Annotated in this window: 20 protein-coding genes; 4 read left to right on the top strand and 16 right to left on the bottom strand. The window is 62.1% G+C overall.

Annotated elements, in window-relative coordinates:
- The first annotated feature begins 104 nt into the window (after positions 1–104).
- Entirely contained in the window at positions 105–3,599 is a 3,495-nt protein-coding gene (locus tag LQK84_RS16745) for a PAS domain-containing hybrid sensor histidine kinase/response regulator (RefSeq protein WP_230829889.1), read from the top strand.
- Position 3,600: 1 nt separating this feature from the next.
- Here the strand turns inward: LQK84_RS16745 and LQK84_RS16740 are convergent, their stop codons facing one another.
- The 9 genes from LQK84_RS16740 to LQK84_RS16700 all read right to left on the bottom strand — a co-directional run bounded on the left by LQK84_RS16740 (position 3,601) and on the right by LQK84_RS16700 (position 13,036).
- Positions 3,601–3,867, bottom strand: a complete 267-nt coding sequence (locus LQK84_RS16740; protein ID WP_230829859.1) for a hypothetical protein — start codon at positions 3,865–3,867, stop codon at positions 3,601–3,603.
- 195 nt (positions 3,868–4,062) lie between these two features.
- On the bottom strand, positions 4,063–4,500 hold the full coding sequence (locus tag LQK84_RS16735; RefSeq protein WP_230829858.1) for a hypothetical protein: 438 nt from the start codon (positions 4,498–4,500) through the stop codon (positions 4,063–4,065).
- A 326-nt stretch (positions 4,501–4,826) separates the two neighbouring features.
- Complete coding sequence (locus tag LQK84_RS16730; RefSeq protein ID WP_230829857.1) at positions 4,827–5,255, bottom strand: hypothetical protein; 429 nt, start codon at positions 5,253–5,255, stop codon at positions 4,827–4,829.
- Between the two features lie 468 nt (positions 5,256–5,723).
- The gene (locus tag LQK84_RS16725; protein WP_230829856.1) at positions 5,724–6,149 is read right to left on the bottom strand and encodes a hypothetical protein; all 426 of its coding nucleotides are present in this window, start codon (positions 6,147–6,149) and stop codon (positions 5,724–5,726) included.
- Between the two features lie 362 nt (positions 6,150–6,511).
- A complete protein-coding gene (locus LQK84_RS16720; RefSeq protein ID WP_230829855.1) occupies positions 6,512–6,937 on the bottom strand; it encodes a hypothetical protein in 426 nt (141 codons plus the stop codon).
- A 457-nt stretch (positions 6,938–7,394) separates the two neighbouring features.
- Positions 7,395–9,611 (bottom strand): 3-hydroxyacyl-CoA dehydrogenase NAD-binding domain-containing protein, encoded by a 2,217-nt coding sequence (locus LQK84_RS16715; protein ID WP_230829854.1) that lies wholly within the window; start codon positions 9,609–9,611, stop codon positions 7,395–7,397.
- A 46-nt stretch (positions 9,612–9,657) separates the two neighbouring features.
- A complete protein-coding gene (locus LQK84_RS16710) occupies positions 9,658–9,855 on the bottom strand; it encodes a hypothetical protein (RefSeq protein WP_230829853.1) in 198 nt (65 codons plus the stop codon).
- A gap of 26 nt (positions 9,856–9,881) precedes the next feature.
- The gene (locus LQK84_RS16705) at positions 9,882–11,090 is read right to left on the bottom strand and encodes an acetyl-CoA C-acetyltransferase (RefSeq protein WP_230829852.1); all 1,209 of its coding nucleotides are present in this window, start codon (positions 11,088–11,090) and stop codon (positions 9,882–9,884) included.
- A 149-nt stretch (positions 11,091–11,239) separates the two neighbouring features.
- Complete coding sequence (locus LQK84_RS16700) at positions 11,240–13,036, bottom strand: acyl-CoA dehydrogenase C-terminal domain-containing protein (RefSeq protein ID WP_230829851.1); 1,797 nt, start codon at positions 13,034–13,036, stop codon at positions 11,240–11,242.
- Between the two features lie 376 nt (positions 13,037–13,412).
- On the opposite strand from LQK84_RS16700, the gene LQK84_RS16695 reads away from it, so the two are divergent.
- From LQK84_RS16695 to LQK84_RS16685, 3 genes are all read left to right on the top strand, one after another.
- On the top strand, positions 13,413–17,090 hold the full coding sequence (locus LQK84_RS16695; protein WP_230829850.1) for an SEL1-like repeat protein: 3,678 nt from the start codon (positions 13,413–13,415) through the stop codon (positions 17,088–17,090).
- 189 nt (positions 17,091–17,279) lie between these two features.
- Positions 17,280–18,203 (top strand): sulfite exporter TauE/SafE family protein, encoded by a 924-nt coding sequence (locus tag LQK84_RS16690; protein WP_230829849.1) that lies wholly within the window; start codon positions 17,280–17,282, stop codon positions 18,201–18,203.
- Positions 18,200–19,015 (top strand): TIGR02186 family protein, encoded by an 816-nt coding sequence (locus LQK84_RS16685; protein ID WP_442966972.1) that lies wholly within the window; start codon positions 18,200–18,202, stop codon positions 19,013–19,015. Before LQK84_RS16690 ends, LQK84_RS16685 begins: the two co-directional genes overlap by 4 nt.
- Positions 19,016–19,017: 2 nt before the next feature.
- Here LQK84_RS16685 and pdeM read toward each other — a convergent pair whose 3' ends face one another.
- The 7 genes from pdeM to LQK84_RS16650 form a co-directional block, all read right to left on the bottom strand.
- Positions 19,018–19,737 (bottom strand): ligase-associated DNA damage response endonuclease PdeM, encoded by a 720-nt coding sequence (pdeM, locus tag LQK84_RS16680; protein ID WP_230829848.1) that lies wholly within the window; start codon positions 19,735–19,737, stop codon positions 19,018–19,020.
- A 39-nt stretch (positions 19,738–19,776) separates the two neighbouring features.
- Complete coding sequence (locus LQK84_RS16675) at positions 19,777–22,308, bottom strand: ligase-associated DNA damage response DEXH box helicase (protein WP_230829847.1); 2,532 nt, start codon at positions 22,306–22,308, stop codon at positions 19,777–19,779.
- A gap of 30 nt (positions 22,309–22,338) precedes the next feature.
- Positions 22,339–22,752 (bottom strand): tellurite resistance TerB family protein, encoded by a 414-nt coding sequence (locus LQK84_RS16670; RefSeq protein ID WP_230829887.1) that lies wholly within the window; start codon positions 22,750–22,752, stop codon positions 22,339–22,341.
- Between the two features lie 119 nt (positions 22,753–22,871).
- Positions 22,872–23,570, bottom strand: a complete 699-nt coding sequence (locus LQK84_RS16665) for a thermonuclease family protein (RefSeq protein WP_230829846.1) — start codon at positions 23,568–23,570, stop codon at positions 22,872–22,874.
- Positions 23,571–23,581: 11 nt separating this feature from the next.
- The gene (locus LQK84_RS16660) at positions 23,582–24,247 is read right to left on the bottom strand and encodes a S24 family peptidase (protein ID WP_230829845.1); all 666 of its coding nucleotides are present in this window, start codon (positions 24,245–24,247) and stop codon (positions 23,582–23,584) included.
- Positions 24,248–24,396: 149 nt separating this feature from the next.
- Positions 24,397–25,050 (bottom strand): response regulator, encoded by a 654-nt coding sequence (locus LQK84_RS16655; protein WP_230829844.1) that lies wholly within the window; start codon positions 25,048–25,050, stop codon positions 24,397–24,399.
- Positions 25,051–25,137: 87 nt separating this feature from the next.
- Positions 25,138–25,560, bottom strand: coding sequence for a hypothetical protein (locus tag LQK84_RS16650; protein ID WP_230829843.1), 423 nt, complete (start codon positions 25,558–25,560; stop codon positions 25,138–25,140).
- Positions 25,561–25,604: the final 44 nt, after the last annotated feature.

Raw genomic sequence — 25,604 nt, 5'->3', positions numbered from 1 at the left:
AAGAGATCAATGCCTGAGCCCTTCGTCTCACTTCAATTGTGACGGGACTTGACCTATGCTCGCGTCGGGGACGCGGAGGACGACGGAATATGGGAACGCAGGCCATGCTGCCGGGCTGGGTGGTTTTCGCCGCAGCGATCGGCTACCTGCTGCTTCTCTTTGCCGTCGCCAGTTTCGGTGACCGTCTCGCAAAACGGCGAAGCACGGCCAAGGGCCGCCCGGTCGTCTATGCGCTCAGTCTTGCCATCTATTGCACGTCGTGGACCTATTTCGGCGGCGTCGGGCTGGCCTCGCAGCGCGGTCTCGAATTCGCGGCGATCTATGTCGGCCCGATCCTTCTCTTCACGCTTGGCCTGCCGCTGCTGCGCCGGATCATCACGCTGGCGAAGTCGGAAAAGATCGTCTCGCCGGCCGACTTCGTCGCCGCGCGCTACGGCAAGAACCCGACGGTGGCGGCCTTTGTCGCGCTGATCTCGCTGATCGGCGCGATCCCCTATATCGCGCTGCAATTGAAGGCGATTTCCAGTTCCGTCTCGGCCATGGTCGGCACGAGCGCCTTTACCGGCACGGATGGCGGCTTTTCCTTTGCCACGCTGCCGCTGCTGGTCACGATCTTCCTCGCCTTCTTCGCCGTGATCTTCGGGACGCGCCACACGGATGCGACGGAGCATCAGGACGGGCTCATTCTCGCCATTGCGACCGAGTCCGTGGTGAAGCTTGTCGCCTTCTGCACAGCCGGCATTTTCATCACCTTCTTCCTCTTCGATGGGCCGACGGCACTCTTCAAGGCGGCGGAAACCAGCGCGCAGGCGATGGGCGCCCTGCACTACCAGACCTCGATCGGGCGCTGGGCGCTGCTGGTCCTGCTCTCGGCCTTCGCGATCATCCTGCTGCCGCGCCAGTTTCATGTGACCGTGGTGGAGAACCGCACGGCGGGCGAGCTGCGCATGGCGGGCGTGCTGTTTCCGCTCTATCTGGTCGCCATCAACATCTTCGTCATCCCGATCGCCATTGCCGGGGTTCTGCTGCTCGGCAAGGCCGGCAATCCGGATCTCTATGTGCTGAACCTGCCGCTTCAGGCGGGTGCTGACGCCGTCTCGCTGATCACGCTGATCGGCGGCTTTTCGGCGGCAACCGCGATGGTCATCGTCGAGACGGTGGCGCTGGCCATCATGGTTTCCAACGATATCGTCATGCCAGTGATCCTGCGGCGGCGGCTCGTCACGCCGAGCCTGCAAAACACCGATTACACGCAATTCCTGCTCAGGGTACGCCGCACCGCGATCTTCGTCGTGCTGCTTGCCGGCTATGCCTATTACACATCGATCGACAGCGCGGCCGCCCTCTCCTCCATCGGGCTTCTCTCCTTTGCTGCCGTGGCGCAGATCGCGCCGTCGCTCTTCGGCGGGCTCGTCTGGTCGCGCGCCAATGCGCGAGGTGCCATTGCCGGCATGTCCGGCGGCTTCTTCATGTGGCTTTATTTCCTGTTCCTGCCGAGCTTCGGCCTGTCGCAGAACGATGTACTCGCCGGACAAATCCTCGGCTTCCTGTTTCCGGGCACGGAAGTCTTCAACGGACCGGGCGCCGACAATCTGGTCAATGCGACGCTGTTGTCGCTGATGGTCAACACGGCCCTCTTCATCGTCGGTTCGCTGACCCGGCATTCCAAGCCGCTTGAGCGCATGCAGGCCGGCGTCTTCATGGCGACCGGGGATGGCCGCAGCACGCAGTGGCGGGGCGGCAAGACGCGTGTGTCTGTCGGCGATCTGAAGGCCGTACTGGCGCGGTATCTCGGCGAAGAGCGCATGCAGCGTTCGTTCAAGACCCACGAGCGGCAGATCGGCTTTGCGCTTGTCGACGCCCAGCCGGCAGACATGGGGCTGGTGCAGTTTTCCGAACAGCTGCTCGCCAGCGCCATCGGCTCGTCCTCCGCACGGCTCGTCTTCTCGCTACTGCTGCAGCGCATGGAAGAACCGTCATCGGAGACCGCGCGTCTGCTCGATCAGGCGTCGGAAGCGCTGCAATATAACCAGGACATGCTGCATACCGCGCTCTCGCAGATGGATCAGGGCATTGCCGTCTTCGATACGTCGAACCGGCTCACGATCTGGAACCGGCGTTTCCGCAAGCTGCTCGACCTGCCCGAACATGTCGGCGAAGTCGGCTTTCCGCTCGCCGATATCGTGGAAATCCTCGAGACCCGCGGCGATGTGAGTTCGTCGGGGCGCGCCGACATGCTGGCGGATTTCAAGACGCTCGACAAACCCTTTTCGCTGGCCCTGAAAAGCGGCCGGATCATCGAGGTGCGCTCCAACCCGATGCCCAGCAAGGGCATGGTGACGACCTATACGGACATTACCCAGCAGGTGGAGGCCGACAAGGCCTTGAAACAGGCGAACGAAACGCTGGAACAGCGCGTGATTGCACGCACCGGCGAACTGATCCGCGTCAACCGCGAACTCGGCATTGCTCGCGCCTCCGCCGAAGAGGCCAATATCGGCAAGACGCGTTTCTTTGCCGCCGCCGGCCATGACATCCTGCAGCCGCTGAATGCGGCACGGCTCTATTCCTCGACGCTGGTGGAGCGCTTCGAGGGCACGCCGGATCGCGACATCGTGCGCAACATCGATTCCTCGCTCGAATCGGTCGAGACGATCCTCGGGGCTGTGCTCGACATTTCGCGGCTCGACACGGGGGCGATGAAGCCGCGCTTTTCGGCCGTGCCGCTTGGCGACTTCCTCCACCGCATCGCCACAGATTTCCAGCCAATCGCCCGCGAAAAGGGGCTGGAGCTTCGCGTTCTGCCGACCAAGCTCACCGTGCGGTCCGACCCGACGCTGTTGCGCCGGCTGGTGCAGAACCTGGTCTCCAACGCGATCAAATACACACCCTCCGGCAAGGTTCTGGTCGGTGCGCGGCGGGTGGGACAGTCGGCCGTCATCCAGGTGGTGGATTCAGGGATCGGCATTCCGCAATCAAAATTCACCACGGTGTTTCAGGAGTTCGTCCGGCTCGACGAGGGCGCGCGCGCTGCGTCCGGGCTGGGGCTCGGGCTTTCGATCGTCGATCGCATCGCCCGGGTTCTCGAACATCCCGTCGAACTGAAGAGCCGTGAAGGCCACGGCACGGATTTCCGCGTTGTCATTCCGCTTGCCGAGCCTGTCGAGGCGCAGGCCGAACCCGCTCCCGCAGCAGCCGACGTGCGGCCGGCCGCGCTCACCGGTCTTTCGGTGCTCTGCATCGACAACGAACGGACGATACTCGACGGCATGGCGCTGCTGCTCCAGGGCTGGGGCTGCACCGTCTCGACCGCGCTTTCCGCCGCGGAAGCGCTTGAGCGGGCGGAAATGACGCGGCCCGGCATCATCATCGCCGATTATCATCTGGACGATGGAACGGGGATCGAGGCGGTGAGCCGGGTCAGGGCGCGCCATGGCGCCGACATCCCTGCCCTGCTGGTCACGGCCGACCGGACGCCAGAGGTGCGCGGCGAAGCCGAACTGCACGAGATCGCCGTGATGCACAAGCCGGTGAAGCCGGCCTCCCTGCGCTCCTATCTGGCGCGCACGGCAGCGATGTTGCGCCTGGCGGCGGAGTGAACTAGTCCTCGAACTTCTTCTCATACGGCATCAGCATGATGGCCGTGGACATGGACGCGCCGCCGAGCAGCAGCGAGAGGGGCGCCGCCACCAGAAGGATTGCGATCGCCGGCATGGAAGAATGCTGGACGCGCGTCCAGAAGCCGCCGATGTCGAAATAGAGAAGGGCTGCGGTCAGGACGAGGCCGATGAAAATGCCGAAGGCGGCATTGATGGCCAGAAAGCGCAGCATCTCGTGATGATCCTTGCGCGCCTCGTGCTGTGTCATTTTCGTTTTCTGGGGCATGGCAGTGCGTTTCGCGATGAAATATTGCCTCCGACATACTCCTTTTGGCCATTATGACGCAATGCGGCAATCATTCGCATCGCAGCATTTGATGTCGCGCCTGAGTCGCCCTCAAAATCAAGAAGCCCCGCAGCGGGGAGCTGCAGGGCCTCTGGGGTCATTCACAATGCAGGTCGATCAACGAAGCACGTATGCCGTCGAGCCGTCAGCGCCCTTGATCTCGCCAATCACGCTGGAGATCTGGACGTTCTTGGCCAGAAGGGCGTTGCGGACTGCCGGAGAGGCCTTGATCTGTTCCTGCAAAGCGGCAACCCGAGCCGGATCTGCGTTGGCACGGTCGCTATACATTTCGCGTTCGGCCTTGTTCAGTTCGCCGAGACGGTAGACGGCAACGTCAGAAGTCTTGGCGGAAACGCGGGAAAGCGTGCCGGCCTGATAGCCGTAGCCATAGGCTTTATGGGCGCCCTCATGTGCGGCCGGAGCGGCAGCGTAGGTGTTTTCAGACACCATCTGGGCAAAAGCCGAATTTTCATTGTCATCAGCCGAAGCCTGAACAGCAAAGAGAGCAGTGGTGGCCAGGACGCCGGCAGCGGCAAAAGCAGTAAACTTGTTCATTTTCATCTCCATACGATTTGGCGGAAAGCCGCCGATTCTTCAATTGCTAACAGATCAATTGAAAGCGCCATCAGAAGCGCATGACCTATTAACGCATTACATTTGGATTAGTTTCAGGCATACCTCATTAATTTCGCGTCATGAACGACGTATTGGATTAAAAATTGGAAACATTTTCTATCATTACAGGATGGTAATGTTCCAATCTCGAGAAAGTGTATTTCCCAGTGATCCAACTGAACTCTTGAACGTATGCTCCGAACCTTCATTCCGGTTCCTCGCGGCAGAGCCGCGAGGCATTGCGACAGTTTCCTGTCTGCTGAGACTTAACGAATGATGTAGGTCGTCGAGCCGTCCAAGGCGCTGATCGAGCCGATCACGTTATGCAGGCTGATGTTGCGTTCCTGCAGGCCACGAAGCACGGACGGGTTCTTGCTGATAGCAGCCTGAAGTGCCTGGACAGCAGCCGGGTCGGCACTGGCGCGGTCATCGTAAGACTGGCGTTCCGAACGGGACAGCTCGCTTACGTAACGGACGCTGACATTGCTTTCATGCGATGCCTTGGCAAGAAATCCCGGATTGTAGCCATAGCCGACAGCTCTGCCGTCGGAAGCGGCAGCAGTCGTGCCATACATGTTGGCGTGGACCATCTGCTCAAAGGCAGAGTTTCCATTTTCCTGAGCGAAGGCCTGGCCCGAAACCAAAGCCGAAACAGTCAGAACGCCAGCGGCGGCGAAAGCAGCAAACTTGTTCATTTAATTCTCCATTCTTCGTCTTAACTGTGCGGACCTCATCCAGATGCGAGCGTCCACGAGGATTTTCGATTTCCCGCTATTCAATCGCGCACTACGCAGTGCGCGACTGAAGGGCGGGGTTTTCGTCGGGAGACCGATCCGTCTGACTTTATGTCTCCGTCTTACACACCCTATTTGGGACATCGAACCGATCGGTTCAATATCAAAATTGGAAACGTATTGTGCACAATTCATGCCTTGAAATGCGGGATCGAACGCCAATGGTTTCGTCAAATGTGGCGATGAAATGTGAAATTAAATCATTGACTTGACAAAATCTCCGCGTCGTTCACCACGCCTTTCCCGTGTGGAGGCGTGCTGCCCTTAAGACCCGCTGGCAATGCCCTCTGGACAAACGAAATCGCCCTCTGCGGCAGGGGGGGACCGCGGAGGGCGCTGGAGGGGTATAAAGATGTCTTGTCAGACGGATTAGCGGACGATGTAGGTCGTCGAGCCGTCAGTTGCGCGCTGTGCACCGATGACATTCTTGAGGCTTACGTTACGGTCCTGAAGACCACGAACGACGTCTGCATTCTGTGCAATTTCGGCCTGGAGAGCCTTGACTGCGGACGGGTCAGCCTTGGCGCGGTCCTGAAAAGAGGACTTTTCAGCCTGCGACAGTTCGTTCGTGTAGCGGACGCTGACGTTGCCGGAGTTCGAAGCCTTGGCAAGGAAGCCCTGGTTGTAGCCGTAGCCGACAGCCTTGTTGCTAGATGCGGCAGGCGAAGACGCTTGGGTGTTGGGGTGGATCATCTGCGGGAAAGCAGTGTCGTTTTCCTGGGCAGCAGCCTGACCAGCGATCAGGGCGGAAAAGGAAAGAATGCCAGCAGCAGCAAAAGCAGTAAACTTGTTCATTTTAATCTCCATTTGAATAGCGGTTCCACGAGGGATCTAACCGCGAGGGGGTTTTGGTTTCCCGCTATTCAATCGTGCACTATTGAGTGCGCGACTGAATGGCGGGGGCCTTGTCAGTTTTCGATCGCTTCGGCGTCTTTGCCGGTGTCACTTTCATCCGCTGACAGGACTTGATATAGCTCATCGAACCAATCGGTTCAATCTCGAAATTGGAAACGCATTGTGCACAATTCGTGCATTTCTGCGGAATTTCATAAATTGAATCATAAACTTAATCAGCTCCGAAAAGCAAAAAACGCCTCCCGCGGCAGTGGAACCGCGGGAGGCGCCTGGAGGGGTGGCTTCGGATGAAACCAACCGGATTAGCGGACGATGTAGGTCGTCGAACCGTCAGCTGCGCGCTGCGCGCCGATCACGTTCTTGAGGTTTACGTTACGGTCCTGAAGACCACGAACGACGTCTGCATTCTGTGCAATTTCGGCCTGGAGGGCCTGGACTGCGGACGGGTCAGCCTTGGCGCGGTCCTGAAAGGATTCCTTTTCAGCCCTCGACAGTTCGCTCGCGTAGCGGATGCTGACGTTGCCGGAGTTCGAAGCCTTGGCAAGGAAGCCCTGGTTGTAACCGTAGCCGACAGCCTTGTTGCTAGATGCGGCAGGCGAAGGCGCGTGGGTGCTGGAGTGGACCATCTGCGGGAATGCAGTGTCGTTTTCCTGGGCAGCAGCCTGACCAGCGATCAGGGCGGAAACGGACAGGACGCCAGCAGCGGCGAAAGCAACAAACTTGTTCATTTTGATCTCCATTACAAATAGCGGTTCCACGAGGGATCTAACCGCGAGGGGGTTTTGGTTTCCCGCTATTCAATCGCGCACTACGCAGTGGGCGACTGAATGGCGGGGGCCGTGTTTCAGAGACGACCGACTGGCGTTGTTGCCGGTGTCGATGTCGTCGTCTGACACCACCTCATATGTATGACCGAACCGTTCGGTTCAATCTCAAAATTGGAGACGTATTGTTTCCAATTCGGAGACTTGAAATCAGGGATCGAACTTATACGGTTCTCTTATCAGATTTTCTCTATTTAGATATTTGTGTTCTTTTTCAATATCTTAATACATGCTTATTTGGCGCCAGTTATTTCGCCGAGCAACGATTTCGGCGGGATTTCTGCCCTATTCCGACCTCATTTGGACACGAAAAAGGCCGCTGGAAGCGGCCTTTTTTATGCGTTTTGCGATTTTTTCAGGCTCAGGCTGCCTGTTTTTTCTCACCATAGGGATTGAAGCGGGCATAGAACGTGTCGCCCGTCTTCGCCATTTCGAGCAGAAGGGGAGTCGGCTTGAAGTGCGGGCCGTACTGAGCGGCGAGCTTTTCTGCCAGATCGACAAACGTCTTCACGCCCATGCCGTCGATGTAGGAGATCGCACCGCCCGTATAGGGCGCGAAACCGAAGCCGAGGATCGAGCCGATATCGGCTTCACGCGGATCGGTGACGATGCCCTCTTCCATGGTGCGGGCCGCTTCCAGAGCGATGGTGACGAGGAAGCGCTGCTTCAGGGTCGTGACATCGATCTTGTCGGGGTCCTGCTGCGGGAAGAGATCCTTGAGGCCGGGCCACATGGATTTCTTGGCGGGCTTGGCCGGATAGTCATAGAAGCCCTTGCCGGCCTTGCGGCCAAGGCGGCCTTCCTTTTCGACCATCTCAGTGATCAGCGCCATGTGGCGCGGATCGACCGACTTCTCGCCGAGATCGGCAATCATCGCCTTCATGATCTTGTAGGAGAGGTCGACCGCCGTTTCGTCGTTCAGCGCCAGCGGGCCGACCGGCATGCCCGCCATCTTGGCCACGTTGTCGATCATGACGGCCGGGATGCCCTCGACGAGCATGTTGTAGGCTTCGTTCATGTAGCGCAGCACGCAGCGGTTCACGTAGAAGCCGCGTGTGTCGTTGACGACGATCGGCGTCTTCTTGATGGCGGCCACGTAGTCGAGCGCAACGGCCAGCGCCTTGTCGCCGGTCTTTTCGCCCATGATGACTTCGGTGAGCATCATCTTGTGCACCGGCGAGAAGAAGTGGATGCCGATGAACTGTTCCGGACGCTTGGAGTTCTCGGCCAATCCCGTGATCGGCAGCGTCGATGTGTTGGAGGCGAAGATCGCGCCGGGCTTCAGCACGGCCTCGACCTGCTCGGTGACGGTCTTCTTGATGCCGCGATCCTCGAACACGGCCTCGATGACGAGGTCGCAATCGGCGATATCGGCATAATCGGCGGTCGGGGTGATGAGGGAGAGCAGCTTCTCGCCCTCTTCCTTGCCGAGCTTGCCCTTCTTCTGGGCCTCGGTGACGAGACCTTCGGACGTTGCCTTTCCCTTGTTGGCCGCTTCGATGTCGCGGTCGATCAGCACGACCTGAATGCCGGCTGCCGCCGTGACATAACCGATGGAAGCGCCCATGAAGCCGGCACCCACGATGCCGACCTTCTTGATTTCGCTCTTTTCAACGCCGGCTGGGCGGCGGGCGCCCTTGTTCAGTTCCTGAAGGGAGACAAACAGCGAGCGGATCATCGAGAAGGCTTCGGTGGTCTGCAGGATATTGGTGAAATAGCGCTGCTCGATGCGCAGGCCCGTATCGATCGGGACCTGGAGACCTTCATAGACGCATTTCACGATGGCGAGCGCTGCCGGATAGTTGCCGGCCGTCTCGCGGCGCAGAATGCCATTGGCGGCGGAGAAGAGCTGGATGCCGTTCGGCGTCCAGACGGCGCCGCCCGGAGCCTTGAAGCCCTTCTTGTCCCAGGGCGCGACCGGATCGACGCCCTTCTTGAGCAATTCCTTGGCGGCGGAGACGAGGTTTTCCGGCTCGACGACTTCGGCAACGAGGCCGACGGCCTTGGCGCGGGAGGCCGAGAAGGACGAGCCCGTCGTCATCGCCTGAAGCGCATCCTGCGCGTTGATCAGGCGCGGCAGGCGCTGTGTGCCGCCGGCACCGGGGAAAATGCCGACTTTCACTTCCGGCAGGCCGATCTTCACCGACGGAGAGTTGGAGGCGACGCGGGCATGGCAGGCGAGCGAAAGCTCGGTCGCGCCGCCCATGCAGGTGCCGTTGATGGCCGAGACCCACGGCTTGCCGTTGGTCTCGATCTTGCGATAGAGCCAGGTCATGCGGCCTGCGGCATCGAAAAGCTTCTGGGCAGCCCCGGCAGGGTCAGCCGCGCGCTCGCGCTCGATGGTCTCGAACATGCCCTTGAGCATGGTGAGATCGGCGCCGCCGGAAAAGGCGTTCTTGCCGGAAGTGAAGACAACGCCCTTGACGTTGGCATCGGCGACGGTGGCGTCGATGATCTTGTCGAGTTCGTCCATCACTTCGACCGTGAAGACGTTCATCGACTTGCCGGGCATGTCCCAGGTGACGAGCGCAATGCCGTCGGCGTCGGTTTCGACCTTGAAGTTTACGTAATTGCTCATGATGGGATCCTCTTCCCTTCGAAATCCAGAAGCCCTTCTCCGTGCATCAGACGCCACGAAGATAGACGAATGTCAAAAACACGAGGCCGATGACGATGAGCGTCACTGCCCAACCCAGTATGGCAGACCGCTTTTCAGAGGCAGCCTGCTTCGCGGTTTTCGCAACCATCGCGGCTTCAAGAGACTTGCTCATGTCGCGCACCTGTTGCTCGAATTCGCGTTCCTGGTTGAAAAGGTCGGGCATCCGTCCTGGCCTCATTCCTCTCGCAGTCAGACGCGCTCGATGATCGTGGCCGTGCCCATGCCCGCACCAATGCAAAGCGTCACGAGCGCGGTGTTCAGATCGCGGCGTTCCATTTCGTCCAGCGCCTGGCCAAGGATCATCGCGCCGGTGGCACCGAGCGGATGGCCGAGCGCAATCGCGCCGCCGGTGACGTTGATCTTGTCATGCGAAATGTCGAAGGCCTGCATGTAGCGCAGGACGACGGCGGCAAAGGCTTCGTTCAGCTCGAACAGATCGATATCGTTGATCGTCATGCCTGCACGCTTCAGGAGCTTTTCGGTGACATCGACCGGACCGGTCAACATGAGCGCCGGTTCCGAGCCGATATTGGCGAAGGCGCGGATGCGGGCGCGGGGCTTGAGGCCCATGGCCTCGCCGCCGGCCTTGGAGCCGAGCAGTACGGCGGCTGCGCCGTCCACGATGCCCGAGGAGTTGCCGGCATGGTGGACGTAGTTGATGCGCTCGACATCCGGATGCGCGTGCAGGCCAACAGCTTCAAAGCCGCCCATCTCGCCCGGCATCTGGAAGGAGGGGTTCAGCGAGCCGAGCGACTGCATCGTCGTGTCGGGACGCATATGCTCGTCCTTGGCGAGGATCGTCAGGCCGTTGATGTCCTTCACGGCGATGACGGACTTGTCGAAATAGCCCTTTTCCCAGGAATTGGCGGCGCGCTTCTGGCTCTCGACGGCATAGGCGTCGACGTCCTCGCGGGAGAAGCCGTATTTGGTGGCGATCAGGTCGGCGGACACGCCCTGCGGCATGAAATAGCCGGGGAAGGCCACGGAGGGATCGACCGGCCAGGAACCGCCGGCCATGCCCATGCCGACGCGCGACATGCTCTCGACGCCGCCGGCAATGACGATATCGTCGGCACCGAAGGCGATCTTGGAGGCGGCGAGGTTCACGGCATCGAGGCCGGAGGCACAGAAGCGCGAGATCTGCACGCCCGGCGCCTTGAAATCGTAGCCTGCTTCAAAGGCGGCAGAACGCGGAATGACCGCGCCGGCTTCCATGACCGGGTCAACGCAGCCGAAGATGATGTCGTCGACGGTGGACGTGTCCAGCCCATTGCGGTCGCGGATGGCTTCCAGCGTGAGCGCGGCGAGACGGGGGGTCGGCACTTCGTGCAGCGCGCCGTCCTTCTTGCCGCGACCGCGCGGCGTGCGCACGGTGTCATAGATAAAGGCTTCGGTCATGATGTCTTCTCCCTTTGTGCATTTCCAGGAAAAGGTGCGAAGCGGTTTTCCTTTGGGAAATGCGAAAAAATGTGCTGGCGGGTACGCCGCCATTCCTCGACATGCAGAAAGGCCCTTGTCTTCAAGGGCCTCTCATTTCTTCACAGAACTCAGAACGCCTCGGCGGCCAGTTCCATCATCGTGTCTGCGCCGGTCTCGATGCGGGTCTTGCGCAGCGCCGTTTCCGGCATGACCTTGTCCATGTAGAAGCGCGCCGTGATCAGCTTGTTCTTAAGGTAGTCTTCGCGCGAAGAATTGCCAGCGGCAAGCTCTTCCTGAGCGACCTTTGCCATCTTCGCCCACATGTAGCCGATGACGACGACGCCGAACATGTGCATGTAGTCATAGGAACCCGCGCCGGCATTGTCGGGCTTGGCCATGGCGTTCTGCATGAACCACATGGTGGACGCCTGAAGGTCGTTGAGGCCCTTCTTCAGCGCCTTGGTGAAGCCGGAGAGCGCTTCGTTGGAGCGGTTTTCCTCGCAGAATGCGCCGATCTCGTTGAACAGCGCCATGACAGCACGGCCGCCGTTGGCCGGCAGCTTGCGGCCGACGAGGTCAAGCGCCTGGATGCCGTTCGCGCCTTCATAGATCATGGCGATTCGGGCGTCACGGACATACTGGCTCATGCCCCATTCTTCGATATAGCCATGGCCACCGAAGACCTGCTGCGCCATGACGGCGTGGTCGAAGCCCTTGTCGGTCATCACGCCCTTGAGGATCGGCGTCATCAGGCCGAGCAGATCGGAGGCGGTTTCGCGAGCCTTGGCGTCATCCGAGCGATGCGCGATGTCGGACTGCAGCGCGGTCCACAGCGCGAAGGCGCGGCCGCCTTCGTTGAAGGCGCGAATGGTCATCAGCGCACGGCGGATATCCGGATGCACGATGATCGGGTCTGCCTTGAGGTTCGGCGCCTTCGGGCCGGAAAGCGAACGGCCCTGGATGCGGTCGCGGGCATATTGCGCGGCATTCTGATAGGCGATCTCACCCATGGACAGGCCCTGAAGGCCGACGCCGAGCCGGGCTTCGTTCATCATGACGAACATGGCGGCGAGGCCCTTGTTCTCCGCACCGATCAGGTAGCCGGTCGCGTCGTCATAGTTCATGACGCAGGTGGCGTTGCCGTGAATGCCCATCTTGTGTTCGAGCGCACCGCAGGCTACGCCGTTGCGGGCACCGAGCGAACCGTCTTCCTTGACCATGAACTTCGGCACGATGAAGAGCGAAATGCCCTTCGTGCCTTCCGGCGCGCCCTCGATGCGGGCGAGAACCAGATGGATGATGTTCTCCGACATGTCGTGTTCGCCGGCGGAGATGAAGATTTTCTGGCCGGAGAGCTTGTAGGACCCGTCAGCCTGCGGAACTGCCTTGGTGCGGAGCAGGCCAAGGTCGGTGCCGCAATGGGGCTCGGTGAGGTTCATCGTGCCGGTCCACGTGCCGGCAACCATGTTCGGTACATAGGTCTGCTTCTGCGCATCCGAGCCGTGCTCGAGGATGGCGGCAATCGCGCCCTGCGTCAGGCCCGGATACATCATCAGTGCCATGTTGGCGGAGATGAGATATTCGGAAACGGCACTGTGCAGGGTGTAGGGCAGGCCCTGGCCACCGAATTCCTCCGGCATGGAGAGACCGAGCCAACCGCCCTGACAATATTGGTCGAAAGCTTCCTTGAAACCCTTCGGCGCCTTCACACTCGCGTCATCGTTGCGAACGCATCCTTCCTGGTCACCGGACAGGTTGACCGGGAACATGACTTCCTCGGCAACCTTGGCGGCTTCGGCGGTGATCGCCTCCAGAAGATCGGGGCCAACGTCGGCAAAGCCGGGCATGTTGGCGTAGCGCTCGATGCCGAGGACATCGTTGAGCACGAAAAGGGTGTCTTGTACGGGGGCTTTGAACACGGGCATGGCAGTCTCCTCGCCTTCCATTGGGTCGTCGTTGCCATTCTCATACAAAATTTTGACGTTTGCGTAAACGTCAAAATCGAACGCGCCGAAAATTTTGCGGCTCCAGCTTGCCGCAAGTCTCGTCAAGGCAAATGGTTAACGAATTATCGAGGGTGATTCTGCGCAAAAGTAAGATTTTAATCTTTGGACATCGGTTAACGGGCTGTTAACGCGGCCTCATCAAATGTAATCATCTCATGCAGGTGATTTGCGCCGATCCGGGATTTTTAAGGTCTTTCGTAGCCGGGAACATCCGCAGTTTCGCCATGACGGGCGCGGCGGGGAGATTTCCCGCGTCCGAAGTGGATCAACGCCAGACGCAATTGAAGCGAGTGGAATGATGAACAGATCAAAATCTGATACGCCTCGTCAGGGAGACCGCGCCTCGAGCGCGCCGGCAGCACCTTTGACCGAGACGGCCACAAGCCGGGTGGAGGAAGCGCGCGGTTCGCTGCTTCGCGCACCGCGGCCCGATGATGCCGGCCGTCTGGCGCGTTCCTCGCAGATCTCGGAAATTCTCGACCGGCAGAAGCTTCTGTCGCGCAATCGTCCGCCACCGCCGGCAGCCGCCAATCTTTCGCTGGCCGACCAGATCCGTGAGCGCCTCCGTTCCCCGGCTGCTCCGGCATCCGCCGCCATCAGCGCGCCGCGCAGCAGCGATCTGCGTCCGAGCGAATACAGGGCCAGCGATTACCGCCAAAGCGAGTATCGCCAGCCTTCGGCCGAACACGCAGCGATCGACATTTCCGAAGCGCTGGCCAAGCTGCGCCACGACCTGAAACAGGATCTGGCTGCCAGCTTCGCGCAGGAAATCGCCAGCCTGCGCAACGAGGTCAAGGAAATCGGCGCATCCGTCGCCGAAAACGGTTATCCGCAGGATCTCTACGCCGACCTGCAGCGGCTTGCCGAAGGCATGGAATATATCGGTGAGGCCACCGAGAACGCCGTGACCAACAGCATGCGCAGCGAGCTCGACTCGATCCGCGCAATGGTCAACGGCATGGCACGCCAGGACGATCTGGCCGTCATCATCGAGCATTTCGACGCGCTCCGCCAGGAAATGGCAGAGGCCGACAAGCGGTCGCAGACACAAAGCCTCGACGTCAAGATCGGCAGCCTTGCCGATGCCATCGAGATGCTGGTGGCGCAGATGTCGAATGCCGACCGCGACATGAACAGCCAGATGCACACGCTGGACGAACGGCTTGCCGACGTCGTGGCCGCCATTGAAGCCAATGCGCAGGCGACCGCCGAGCTTTCTTCCGGCGATGCCGGCTTCGGCTCGCTCGAGGCGCGCATTGCGCAGCTCATCCAGGAGATCGACGCCGTCAACCTGCCGGCGCACGACAATATTGTCGCCGAGCGCATCGAAGGGCTTGCCGCCAGGATGGAAGAGCTTGCCAAGCTGCAGGCCACCGAACATCTCGACCGCCGCTTCGACGAACTGGCAGCGCTTCTCGCCCAGGGTGGTGCTACACCGGCCGGCGAAGACCTCACGGCCATCGTCTCCGACATTTCGCGCAAGATCGACGACATGGCGCGCGGCACCGTCAGCAGCGACCTCGTCAACCGGTTCGACGACCTCGTCAACCGCATCGACAACCTCGATGGCATCGGCGCATCCGGCGGCCTCAGCGAGGAAATCCTCACCTGGCTCGAAGAGCGCATGAACGACATTGCCGCCCGCATTGACGGCAATGTCGCCGCCAAGGGCAATCCGGCCGCCGATCTCGGTGCGCTGGAGGAGCAGATCGCGGCTCTCACCAAGCTGCTGAGCGAACCGCGCGTTGCCGAAGACATCAACACCGCGCAGATGACCAGCCGCATGTCGGCGCTCGAAGACTACATGTCGACGAACGACGAATATATTGTCGAGGCCGCCCGCCAGGCCGCCGAGACGGCGCTGGAAGCCTATGTCCGTAACTTCGCCGGCCAGCCGAGCAGCACGAGCATGCCGCAGGCCGACATCTCGACGATCTCGGACCTCGCCTCCGATCTCCACGCGCTGGAAGCACTGACGCGTTCGGGTGAAGCCCGCAATCAGCAGACCTTCGAGACGCTGCAGCAGACGCTGATGCAGATTGCCGATCGCCTCGACAAGCTGGGTGCATCGACCGAAGCTGCCGCAGCTCCGGCCGCCTCCAAGGCTGCCGCTGCCGTTTCGAGCCGCCCGCGCCTGCGCACCGGCACGGACACGGAAATGTTCAGCAGCGATTTCGACGACGACCTGTTCGACGACGATTTCTCGATTGACAACACCACGACCCGCGATGGCGGCGAGAAGCCGCTGAAGGGCTTCCTTTCCTCGATCGGCAATCGCTTCCGCAAGAACGGTCAGGACCAGAAGGCCGAAGAGCCGCGCCGCACGCTGGATGCAGCTCCGGCCATCGACGCCGCTGACGACATCAGCCCGGATCTTGCCAACCAGCTGCTGGAGCCCGGCTCCGGTGCGCCGGACATCCGCCAGATACTCGAAAAGGTTCGTGCGGTACAGGATGGCAAGCCGGTCAAGAAGGACGGCCTGACGGCTCGCGAAGACGACAACAGCGACTATATCGCCGTTGCCCGCCGCGCTGCACAGGCTGCCGCCGCCGAGGTTCGCCCGATTGAAAGGAACGACGACGAGGCTGAGGCCTCGGTCAGCGTCATCGGCAAGTATCGCCGGCCGCTGCTTCTTGGCACGGGTCTCGTGCTGCTCGCCGTGATGTCCTGGCCGCTGGCCAACACGATGTTCAGCTCGCCGAACGCGCCGCAGGCCCAGCCCGCAGCCGTCACGCAGCCGACACCGTCTGCTGATGCTGCCGCTGACGAAAAGGCAGCCGCCGAGAAGCTCGCTGCAGACAAGGCCGCGGCCGATCAGGCTCTCGCCGACAAGGCTGCCGCAGATGCAAAGGCAGAAGCTCCCGCTGCAAGCGACGTGACGGCACCGCCGGCGAATGCCGCTGCCGCGACGCCCGCTGCCACCGTAAGCGAGCCAGCCGCTGCACCGCAGGCCGCCAAGCCTGAGGCATCTGCTTCCACGGCTGCAGCCCCGGCACAGACGGCTCCGGCTGACACTGCCGCTCCGGCAACCGAGGTCAAGCCCGAGACGCAGGCTGCTGCGACGGTGACGCCGCCGGCAAGCGCCGCACCGGCTGCCACGACGCCTGCTGCAGGCGCGCTTGCCGTACCCACCGGCATCGAGCCGCAGGCGCTGGTGGATGCCGCCAATGGTGGCGACGCACTTGCGATCTACGAAATCGGCAACCGAATCTTCGATGGCCGCGGCGTTGCCGCAAACCCGGCCATGTCCGTCGCCTGGTACACCAAGGCTGCCTCTCTCGGCTTCGCGCCGGCGGAATATCGTCTTGGCAGCCTCTATGAAAAGGGCGTCGGCGTCGGCATCGATCCGGCCAAGGCCGTCGAGCATTATACGACCGCGGCAAAGGCCGGCAATATCAGCGCCATGCATAACCTCGCCGTGCTCTACGCCACCGGCAGCCTTGGCTCGCAGGACTTCACCTCTGCCGGCAAGTGGTTCACGGAAGCCGCAAACCACGGCGTGCGTGACAGCCAGTTCAACCTCGCGATCCTTTACGCAAAGGGCAGCGGTGTGACGCAGGATCTCGTGCAGTCCTACAAGTGGTTCGGCATTGCCGCCAAGGACGGCGACGTCGATGCGGCCCAGAAGCGCGACGAAGTGGGCAAGGTTCTCTCCGCCGACCAGCTGACCAAGGCGAAGGCCGAAGTCGACGGCTGGAAGCCCGCGACCACGGACGACAAGGCGAACGCCACGATCCTTCCCGACGCCTGGGCCGGCAAGGCCCAGAAGACCAACAGCGTCGACATGAAGAAGGCGATCACCTACATCCAGGCCATGCTGAACAAGAATGGCTTTGACGTCGGCCGTCCGGATGGCGTGATGGGTGGCAAGACGGTTGCCGCGATCAAGCAGTTCCAGTCCTCCGTCGGCCAGCAGCCGACGGGCGAGATCAACGATGCGCTCGTCAAGGAGCTGATCGCGCGCAGCAAATGATGCTGAATTTGCGCGCCCTGCCCCAATTGTAGCGGAATGAATTGACACCCTTCGCCCCCGGCGCAAGGGTGTCAATGTTTTTTGGGGCATCGGCACCCGCCCAACCAGCGCAAGAAATGAAATGTTCACGGGAGACAGGTTATTGATGGTCCCCCAGCCGCACTATGAGTTGAAGTCCGAGGCCCATCGGTGACGATCTACCTGCCCATCGCCGAAATGTCGGTGAACATCCTGGTCATTCTCGGGATGGGTGCGGCCGTTGGCTTTCTTTCCGGCATGTTCGGTGTCGGTGGCGGCTTTCTCATCACGCCGCTCCTGATTTTCTACAATGTGCCGCCGGCGATTGCCGTTGCCACGGGCGCCTGCCTCGTCGTCGCCTCCTCCGTGTCCGGCGCGATCAGTCATTTCCGGCGCGGCACACTCGACATGAAGCTCGGCTCATTGCTGCTGGTCAGTGGTCTGGCCGGGTCGACCGCCGGCATCGGGGTCTTCGCGCTCTTGCGCAGCCTCGGCCTGCTCGACCTGTTCATTTCGCTCGCCTATGTTCTGCTTCTCGGCACGGTCGGCTCGCTGATGCTGATCGAGAGCCTGCGGGCGCTGCGCCGCATTGCCAAGAACAAGGCGGTCTCGCTCAACCGGCCCGGCCAGCACAACTGGGTGCACCGCCTGCCCTTCAAGATGCGGTTCAAGAAGTCGAAGATCTATCTGAGCGTGCTTCCCGTGATCGCCATCGGCTTCCTGCTCGGGATCCTGACATCCGTCATGGGGATCGGCGGCGGCTTCATCATGGTTCCGGCCATGATCTATTTCCTGCGCGTGCCGACCGGCGTCGTCATCGGGACTTCGCTGTTCCAGATCGTTTTCGTCACCGCCTATACGACGATGATCCAGGCAACGCTGAACCACACGGTCGACATCATTCTCGCCCTGCAATTGATGATCGCCGGTGTGGTGGGCGCGCAATATGGTGTACGCGTCGGCCAGAGGCTCCGCGCCGAACAGCTGCGCGCGCTCCTGGCGCTCCTCGTGCTCGCCGTCGGCATGCGCCTTGCCATCGACCTCGTGCTGACGCCGAAGGACATCTATTCGATCGTGACGGGAGGCCATGCATGAGCCCTTCCGCCGTCACGCGCGCGCTTTGCGCCCTGGTTATCGGCATGATCCTGATGGCGAGCGGCGCCCGTGCTGTCGAGAAGCCGGGCGTCAAGGTGCGCCCGCCGGAAGGCATCGAGATCGGTATGTCGACAAACGAGATCGCCATCACCTCGGATTTCACCGGGGCAGATCTGACGATCTTCGGCACGCTTACCAATGTGGACGACTATCTGCAGCAGATCGGCCAGTACGACATCATCGTCACGCTGGAAGGCCCGCGCGTCGACACGACGATCCGCCGCAAGGCACGCGTCTTCGGCATCTGGATCAACACCGAGCAGATGACATTCTCATCGGTGCCGCAGTCCTATTCGATGACCAGTACGCGCGTCATCAAGGACATCACGACACAGCAGGAGCTGGCCTCGCTCAATGTCGGGATCGACCATATTCGGCTCTTTGCCGCCAACTATTTCGGCGACATCGCGGCGCTTGACGATTTCCGCCAGGCCTTCCGGCGGCAGATGCTGAGCGGCGGGCTTTATCAGACCAATCCCGGCGGCATCCGCTTCGTCAGCCCCAGCCTCTTCCGCGCCACGCTGAAGCTGCCGGCCGACGTGCCGAACGGCGTGCACATGGTGCATGCCTATCTGTTCAAGAGCGGCGAGTTCCTGATGGAAACGAAACTGCCGCTGCGCGTCGTCAAGACCGGCATAGAGCAGTCGCTGACGGAGGCGGCCTACGGCAATTCCTTCCTCTACGGCCTCTCGGCCGTCATCATCGCGCTCACCATCGGCTGGGCGGGATCGGTGATCTTCCGCAAGGACTGATTTCAGCCCTTCAGGCCCTCGTAGCTCACCGGGTAGACACGCTCCTTGCCGATCATGTGCGCGATCAGCCGCGTGCGGTCGAAAAGGCCGCGAAAGGCGACATGCGCCAGATCCAGCCCACCGGTCGTGACGCCAAAGGAGGGCATGATGAGGCGGTCGCCATCGGTGGCGAAACACGGCCGGCGCACGGATTTCTCGCGGCGGCGGAGCGTCGCGGCCGGATGGAGATGGCCGGCGATCTCGCCTTTCTCCGCACCCTTGACCGGCTCGTGGCGGAAGGTGAGGCCGGCAAAGGCGAGGCTTTCGGCCACAGTCCCGGGCAGGCCGATGACGCCATCGGGATCGTGATTGCCGGTGATCCAGATCCAGTCGCGACCGCGTGCCATGTCGCCGATCAGCGCCCGGCAATCGGCAGGCATCAGCGCCGAGCCGACGCGGTCATGGAAATTGTCGCCGAGTGAAACGACCAGCTTCGGCCGGTAGCGGTCCATGACGCGGGCGAGGATTTTCAGTGTGGCATGCGTGTCATAGGGCGGCAGCAGTTGGCCACGGCGGGCAAAGGCTGCCCCTTTTTCCAAATGCAGGTCGGAGACGACGAGCAGCCCGTCGGCCTCGCAATAGAGTGCGCCCATCGGGTCGCAGACAAAATCGACACCGGCGACCGTGGTCACCGATGCGCCGATCTCTTCCGTCTCCATGCCTGCCAGCGCCAGCCTTGCCATTCCGTTCCTTCAAACCCTTATCCGTCAGGGCCTTGCCCGTCAGGCCTGCATCGCATCGCGGATCAGGTCTTCCGCCGCTTCTGCAAGCAGGCTTTCCGAGGCATTGCCCGCCACCGGCTCCTTGCCGATTTCGAGCAGGATCGGCACGGCGAGCGGCGAGACCCTGTCGAGCGGGCGATGCAATATGTGGCCCCTGATTCGTCTCAGCATAGCGCCGAGGCGCTGAATGTCCAAAAGCCCGGCTGCGGCTTCCTGCCGCGTCGCCTGCAGCAGGATATGGTCCGGCTCATGACTGCGCAGGACGTCATAAATAAGGTCGGCTGAGACGGTGACCTGCCGCCCGGTCTTTTCCTGACCCGGATGACGGCGCTCGATGAGGCCGGCAATCACCGCGCAATTGCGGAAGGTGCGCTTCAGCATGAAGCTTTCGTCCAGCCACGCTTCCAGATCGTCGCCCAGCATGTCCTCGTCGAACAGCGCCTGCAGATCGAGCTTCCTCGCGGCGATCATCTCGCCCATGTCATCAAGCCCCCAGACCCCGAGCGAATAGTCGGTCGCCACGAAGCCGAGAGGGCGCGCGCCCATGCGGTCGAGCCGCCGGGTGAGCAGCATGCCCAGCGTCTGGTGCGCCAGCCGGCCTTCGAAGGGATAGGCGACCATGAAAAAGCGGGAGCCACGCGGAAAGGTCTCGATCAGCATCTGGTCGCGGCGCGGCAGGACCGAGACCTCGTGCTGGATTTCCAGCCAGTCGCGCACCTGATCGGGCAGGCGATGCCATTCGCTGCTGTCGGCCAGGAGCCCCCGCACGCCTTCCGCCAGATAGGTGGAGAGCGGAAACTTGCCGCCGGCATAGGCGGGGATTTTCGGGTCCATGGAAAAGGCCTGGCTCGCCAATGCCTCATTCTCGCGGATACCTTCGAAGCGCAGCACCTTGCCGCCGAAGAGAAACGTGTCGCCCTGCGTCAGGCCTTCGAGAAAATATTCCTCGATCTTGCCCAGCACCGGCCCGCCGCGCCCGAGCGAGCCGAGCTTGTTCTTCCGGACCATGCGGACATTGAGCATCGGCATTTCGACAATGGTGCCGATGTTCAGCCGGTATTGCTGGGCGGTCTGCGGATTTGCGACGCGCCAGAGCCCGTCCGGCCGCTGGCGGATCTTGGCGTAGCGGTCATAGCTCCTGAGCGCATAGCCGCCGGTCGCGGCAAAATCGAGCACGCGGTCGAAGGTCTCTCGCGGCAGGTCGGCGTAAGGGAGCGCCGAGCGGACCTCGTCAAAGAGCGCATCGCCGGAAAAGGGCTCGGCGCAGGCCATGCCCAAAACATGCTGGGCCAGAACATCAAGCGCGCCATCGCCGGAAGGCGGCGTGTCCTGCGCATTGATATAGTTGGCGTCGAGCGCTGCCTGGCATTCCAGTACTTCGAAACGGTTGGCCGGCACGAGAATGGCGCGGCTCGGCTCGTCCATGCGGTGATTGGCGCGGCCGATGCGCTGGGCAAGCCGGCTTGCCCCCTTGGGCGCACCGACATGGATGACGAGATCGACGTCGCCCCAGTCAATGCCGAGATCGAGCGTCGAGGTGGCGACCACAGCGCGCAGCTTGTTCTCGGCCATGGCCGCCTCCACCTTGCGGCGCTGGCCGGCGTCGAGCGAGCCGTGGTGGAGCGCAATCGGCAGGCTGTCGTCGTTGACGGTCCAGAGTTCCTGAAAGACGAGTTCGGCCTGCGAGCGGGTGTTGACGAAGATCAGTGTCGTCTTGTGGGTGCGGATCTCCTCATAGACGGCCGGGATGGCATAGCGCGCCACATGGCCGGACCAGGGAATGCGATCCTCGCTTTGCAAAATGGTGATCAGCGGCCGCGCCCCGCCGGGGGCGACGACGACATCTGCGGCCGCCTCGCCTTCGGCCTGGCTGACCAGCCATTTGCGCAGGTCGAGCGGATCGGCCACCGTCGCCGAAAGGCCGATCGCCTGCATGTTGGGCGCAAGGCGGCGTAGCCGCGCCAGACCCAGCGCCAGGAGATGGCCGCGCTTGGAGGTGACCAGCGAATGCAACTCGTCGAAGACGACATAGCGCAGATCGGCGAAAAAGCGCTCGGCTTCCGTATTGGCGATCAGCAGCGCCAGCTGCTCGGGCGTCGTCAGGAGAATGTCGGGCGGGCTGAGCTTCTGGCGCTGGCGCTTGCCCTGCGGCGTATCGCCGGTGCGGGTCTCAATGGTGACGGGCAGGCCCATTTCGCCGACGGGCTTCATCAGGTTGCGCTCGATATCGACAGCGAGCGCCTTGAGCGGCGAGATATAAAGCGTGTGGACGCCCTGAAACGCCGTACCCGGTTTCTTCCGGCCGCGCTCGGCCAGTTCCGTCAGCGAAGGCATGAAGCCGGCGAGCGTCTTGCCGGCCCCGGTCGGCGCGATCAGGAGGACGGATTTGCCGTCGCGCGCCTTCTCCAGCAGGGACAGCTGATGCGCGCGGGGCTGCCAGCCCTTTTCGGCGAACCAGCGGCGGAAGGCTGCGGGAAGCAGATCAGCGCCGGGGGGATGTGGATCGCCAGAGGTTTCAGAAGGCGTCTTCACCGGCGTCCCCCTCCTCGCCGATCCCGCCCGTCAGGCAGTGCGGAAACGGGCAATCGCGCCGCGTTCGATGGCAGCACAGGTCAGCTTGTCGAGGCCGAGGCGATCGCGGATGAGGGCGAGCACGCGCAGTTCTTCCGGCGCGACCGCGAGATCGGCTGCGGCAATTTCGACGCAGAGCGCATAGGCCGTGTCATAGAGCTTGTGCGGCAGCGCATCGCGGATGACTTCGAGAACGATGTCGAGCCCTTCCGGCAGCTGCAGCAGGGCAGAGCAGTCGCGCGCGACGCTGATCAGCGCCTCTTCGTCAAAGCCCTTGAAGACAGGCAAAAAGTGCGTGAGCCGGCCGATGCGCGCCATTTCGGCGTCGGTCATGTTGCTGTCGGAGGCGGAAACCAGGATCATTCCGTAGATCAGGGCTTCGTGGGTGGTAATCTTCTTCGCCATCATGTCCTCTTCATCGCATTATCGGTCGCGGGTCAGATGCCCGCGCACATGTCTGATCTTGGCTGTTTGTGTAGGGTTTTGAGGGACGTTCGGCAAGCGGTAGCTCATGAATAACGGGCTCAGGGGTGACGCGGGTCGGGGCCGAAAATGCCGCGCCGGCCGGTTTGCGCCGCGCGGCCGGCCTCTTCATAGGGGGAGCCCGGCCTTGCCCGCGCCCAGCCGTTTTCGACGAGCCAGGCGGCAATGTCCTCCTTGCCGAGCGTGCAGCGCGCCGTCACCTCGCCCTGCCATGCCGGGTCGGGGATGTCACAGTTGACGGAGCGGCCGCGCAGGAACCGGCCGAACTGGGTGGCTGCAAGCTGGCCGCAGGGCCACGTGGAAGAGCCGGTTCCACAGGTTTCCGAGGGATCAAGCGGGTCGATTGCCGTCAGCGTCACGCGGCCGCGGGTGGTTTCGAGAATGCCGGCGGCGGCAATGGCGGGCTTGGCAACGATCTGGAAGGCGGGGGCGGCCGGCTCCGCCGGTTTCTGGCGCGACGGTTCGGCGGGCGCAGCCTTCGCCGTCTTGTCCGCAACAGCTCCGGCAGGAAGGGGCGCCAAAGCCGGATCCTTCGGCAAGTTTTCCATCGGTGGCGGTGTCGCCGGTGTCGGCAGTGCAGCCGCCTGCGGGGTGGGCATCGCCTGCGCTCTTGTTGCGTCCGGCGTTGTTGCGGCTGGCGGCGGCGTCTGTGCGGCGATCCGCGCCTGTCCCTTCTGCATCAGTATCACGGCCCCGATTATGCCGGCAATCATCAGAAGCGCGAGGAACAGGAAGCGCAAGGCAAATTTTCCTATTGGCTGGCCCAGATGATCCGCGCCACCCATTCGATCTCGGCGAGATCGAAACTGCGGTTGGGATGATCGGGATTGAGCGACATGAGTTCGATATTGCGCGAGGTCTGGCGCTGCAGGACCTTGGCCATCACCTCGCCCTCGCGCGTCTTGACGACGACGCGGTCGCCGCGACGCACCTGCGCGCCGGGCTCGACGATCAGCACATCGCCATCGCGGTAAAGCGGCATCATGCTTTCGCCCTGCACTTCCAGCGCATAGCAGCCGGCCTTGCGATCGGGGGCGGCGGGAAAATCGACGACGTCCCAGCCCTGACCGGCCGGGAAGCCGCCATCATCGAAGAAGCCGCCGGCGCCGGCCTGCGCGAAGCCCAGGAGGGGGATTGCCGATTGCTGCGGCGGGAACTGGCCCGCCGGCATGGCGTTGAAAGAACCGCCAGGATTGAGCAACCCCATGAACTCATCGAGCGTCGCGCCGGTCGCCTCCAGCACCTTGGACAACGATTCCGTCGAGGGCCAGCGCAGGCGCCCGTCCTGGCTGAGGCGTTTGGATTTGTTGAACGACGTGGGATCGAGCCCCGCCTTGCGCGCAAGGCCGGATGCGGAGAGATCGTATTTTTCCGCCAGGGCGTCGATCGCGCCCCAGATCGCGTCGTGTGATATCATGGGTCATGCCGCTCGATTGTCGCGCCGCCTGGCGCGTCTCATGCGCCAGGAACCGCAAGGCCCTCAGAAGCCCTGCCGCGACTTTAGCCAATCCGCGCGTTTGAGTAAAGCGAGCAAGGAATAAAATCCCATCCCGCTGCCGCAAACTGTCAGACCGGCTGCAGCTGTCCAAGCTTGGAGAGCTGGATGACGGCCTGCGTGCGGCTGTCGACGTTGAGTTTCAGGAGAACGGCCGAGACATGCGCCTTGATCGTGGCTTCGGAAACACCGAGTTCATAGGCTATCTGCTTGTTGAGCAGACCTTCGGACAACATGTTCAGCACGCGCACCTGCTGGGGCGTAAGCGTCTGCAGGCGGCTCAGGAGATCGGTGACTTCGGCATCCGCGTCGCCCGCCCGCGGATCGTAGCCCTCGGGTTCGGCAATACCGCCTTCGGCGACCTTGCGCACCGCATCGCGGATCTGTTCCGCACCGGAGGATTTGGGAATGAAGCCGGAGGCCCCCAGCTCGAAGACGCGTCGCATGGTCTGCTGGTCTTCGCTGGCAGAGCAGACGACGATCGCAAGGCCCGGAAATTCCGCGCGCAGCGACATCAGGCCCGTCAGCCCGTTCATGCCGGGCATCGAGAGATCGAGAAGCAGCATGTCGATGTCGAGATTTTCGGAGGCCGCCTTGCGGGCACTGTCGAAATCGCCGGCTTCGAGGATTTGCGGCACGGGCTGCATGCCGCACACCGCCTGCCGAAGCGCGCCGCGAAAGAGCGGATGATCATCCGCAATCAAGATCGTCAAGGCTGACGTCATTCCCAACCCCTCCCGGGTCATGGTTCTGGCTGGTACGACCGCTCTCTCCCCGGCCGGCCCTCCATTTTAGAACCATTATATACACGTTCAGGTCTTTTGCGGAAGAGCGCTGCCACCATGGTTTTCCTGATCCAGATCCTTGGCGATACCCATGAAGCGGCGCATGAACTTCTCCATGATCGACAGGCTGCGGTCGACCTCCGCATCGGTGGGCAGATCAGCGCCCTTGCTGCCGCTGGCCACCTGGCGTTCCAGCGCGTCGACGCGGGCTTTCAGCGCTGCGATATCGGAGGCCGCCGGCGCGCTGGCGGCAGGCGTCGCGGCAGCAGCTGCACAGGTGAGCTTGCCGGCATCGGATTTGCAAAGCGTCATCTCGCCGGTTGCCGTATCGAGCCGCACCACGCCGCCTTCAACCGGCTGCAGCTGGTAGCGCCCTGCCGGCGCGTCATCGGCGAGCGCGAAAAGAGGTGTCAACGTAATGAGGCCTGCGAGCAAAAAACGGCTGGACATGTCAATCTCCCCTTGCGTTTGCGGCCGGCTTCGCGCCAAGAGGT

Origin of the sequence: Rhizobium sp. C4 (assembly GCF_021026315.1) — a bacterium.
Taxonomy (GTDB): domain Bacteria; phylum Pseudomonadota; class Alphaproteobacteria; order Rhizobiales; family Rhizobiaceae; genus Ensifer_A.
Note: the sequence above shows the minus strand (reverse complement) of the source record. Positions and strands in the feature narration are given on the sequence as shown.

Excerpts from the sequence above, each read along its gene's own strand:
- LQK84_RS16730 (WP_230829857.1), bottom strand. The coding sequence starts at position 5,255 with ATGAACAAGTTTGCTGCTTTCGCCGCCGCTGGCGTTCTGACTGTTTCG.
- LQK84_RS16720 (WP_230829855.1), bottom strand. The coding sequence starts at position 6,937 with ATGAACAAGTTTGTTGCTTTCGCCGCTGCTGGCGTCCTGTCCGTTTCC.
- LQK84_RS16695 (WP_230829850.1), top strand. The coding sequence starts at position 13,413 with ATGATGAACAGATCAAAATCTGATACGCCTCGTCAGGGAGACCGCGCC.
- LQK84_RS16650 (WP_230829843.1), bottom strand. The coding sequence starts at position 25,560 with ATGTCCAGCCGTTTTTTGCTCGCAGGCCTCATTACGTTGACACCTCTT.
- LQK84_RS16670 (WP_230829887.1), bottom strand. The coding sequence starts at position 22,752 with ATGGCGAAGAAGATTACCACCCACGAAGCCCTGATCTACGGAATGATC.
- LQK84_RS16700 (WP_230829851.1), bottom strand. The coding sequence starts at position 13,036 with ATGCCCGTGTTCAAAGCCCCCGTACAAGACACCCTTTTCGTGCTCAAC.
- LQK84_RS16740 (WP_230829859.1), bottom strand. The coding sequence starts at position 3,867 with ATGACACAGCACGAGGCGCGCAAGGATCATCACGAGATGCTGCGCTTT.
- LQK84_RS16710 (WP_230829853.1), bottom strand. The coding sequence starts at position 9,855 with ATGCCCGACCTTTTCAACCAGGAACGCGAATTCGAGCAACAGGTGCGC.
- LQK84_RS16685 (WP_442966972.1), top strand. The coding sequence starts at position 18,200 with ATGAGCCCTTCCGCCGTCACGCGCGCGCTTTGCGCCCTGGTTATCGGC.
- LQK84_RS16705 (WP_230829852.1), bottom strand. The coding sequence starts at position 11,090 with ATGACCGAAGCCTTTATCTATGACACCGTGCGCACGCCGCGCGGTCGC.
- LQK84_RS16655 (WP_230829844.1), bottom strand. The coding sequence starts at position 25,050 with ATGACGTCAGCCTTGACGATCTTGATTGCGGATGATCATCCGCTCTTT.
- LQK84_RS16735 (WP_230829858.1), bottom strand. The coding sequence starts at position 4,500 with ATGAACAAGTTTACTGCTTTTGCCGCTGCCGGCGTCCTGGCCACCACT.
- LQK84_RS16715 (WP_230829854.1), bottom strand. The coding sequence starts at position 9,611 with ATGAGCAATTACGTAAACTTCAAGGTCGAAACCGACGCCGACGGCATT.
- LQK84_RS16660 (WP_230829845.1), bottom strand. The coding sequence starts at position 24,247 with ATGATATCACACGACGCGATCTGGGGCGCGATCGACGCCCTGGCGGAA.
- pdeM (WP_230829848.1), bottom strand. The coding sequence starts at position 19,737 with ATGGCAAGGCTGGCGCTGGCAGGCATGGAGACGGAAGAGATCGGCGCA.
- LQK84_RS16725 (WP_230829856.1), bottom strand. The coding sequence starts at position 6,149 with ATGAACAAGTTTACTGCTTTTGCTGCTGCTGGCATTCTTTCCTTTTCC.
- LQK84_RS16745 (WP_230829889.1), top strand. The coding sequence starts at position 105 with ATGCTGCCGGGCTGGGTGGTTTTCGCCGCAGCGATCGGCTACCTGCTG.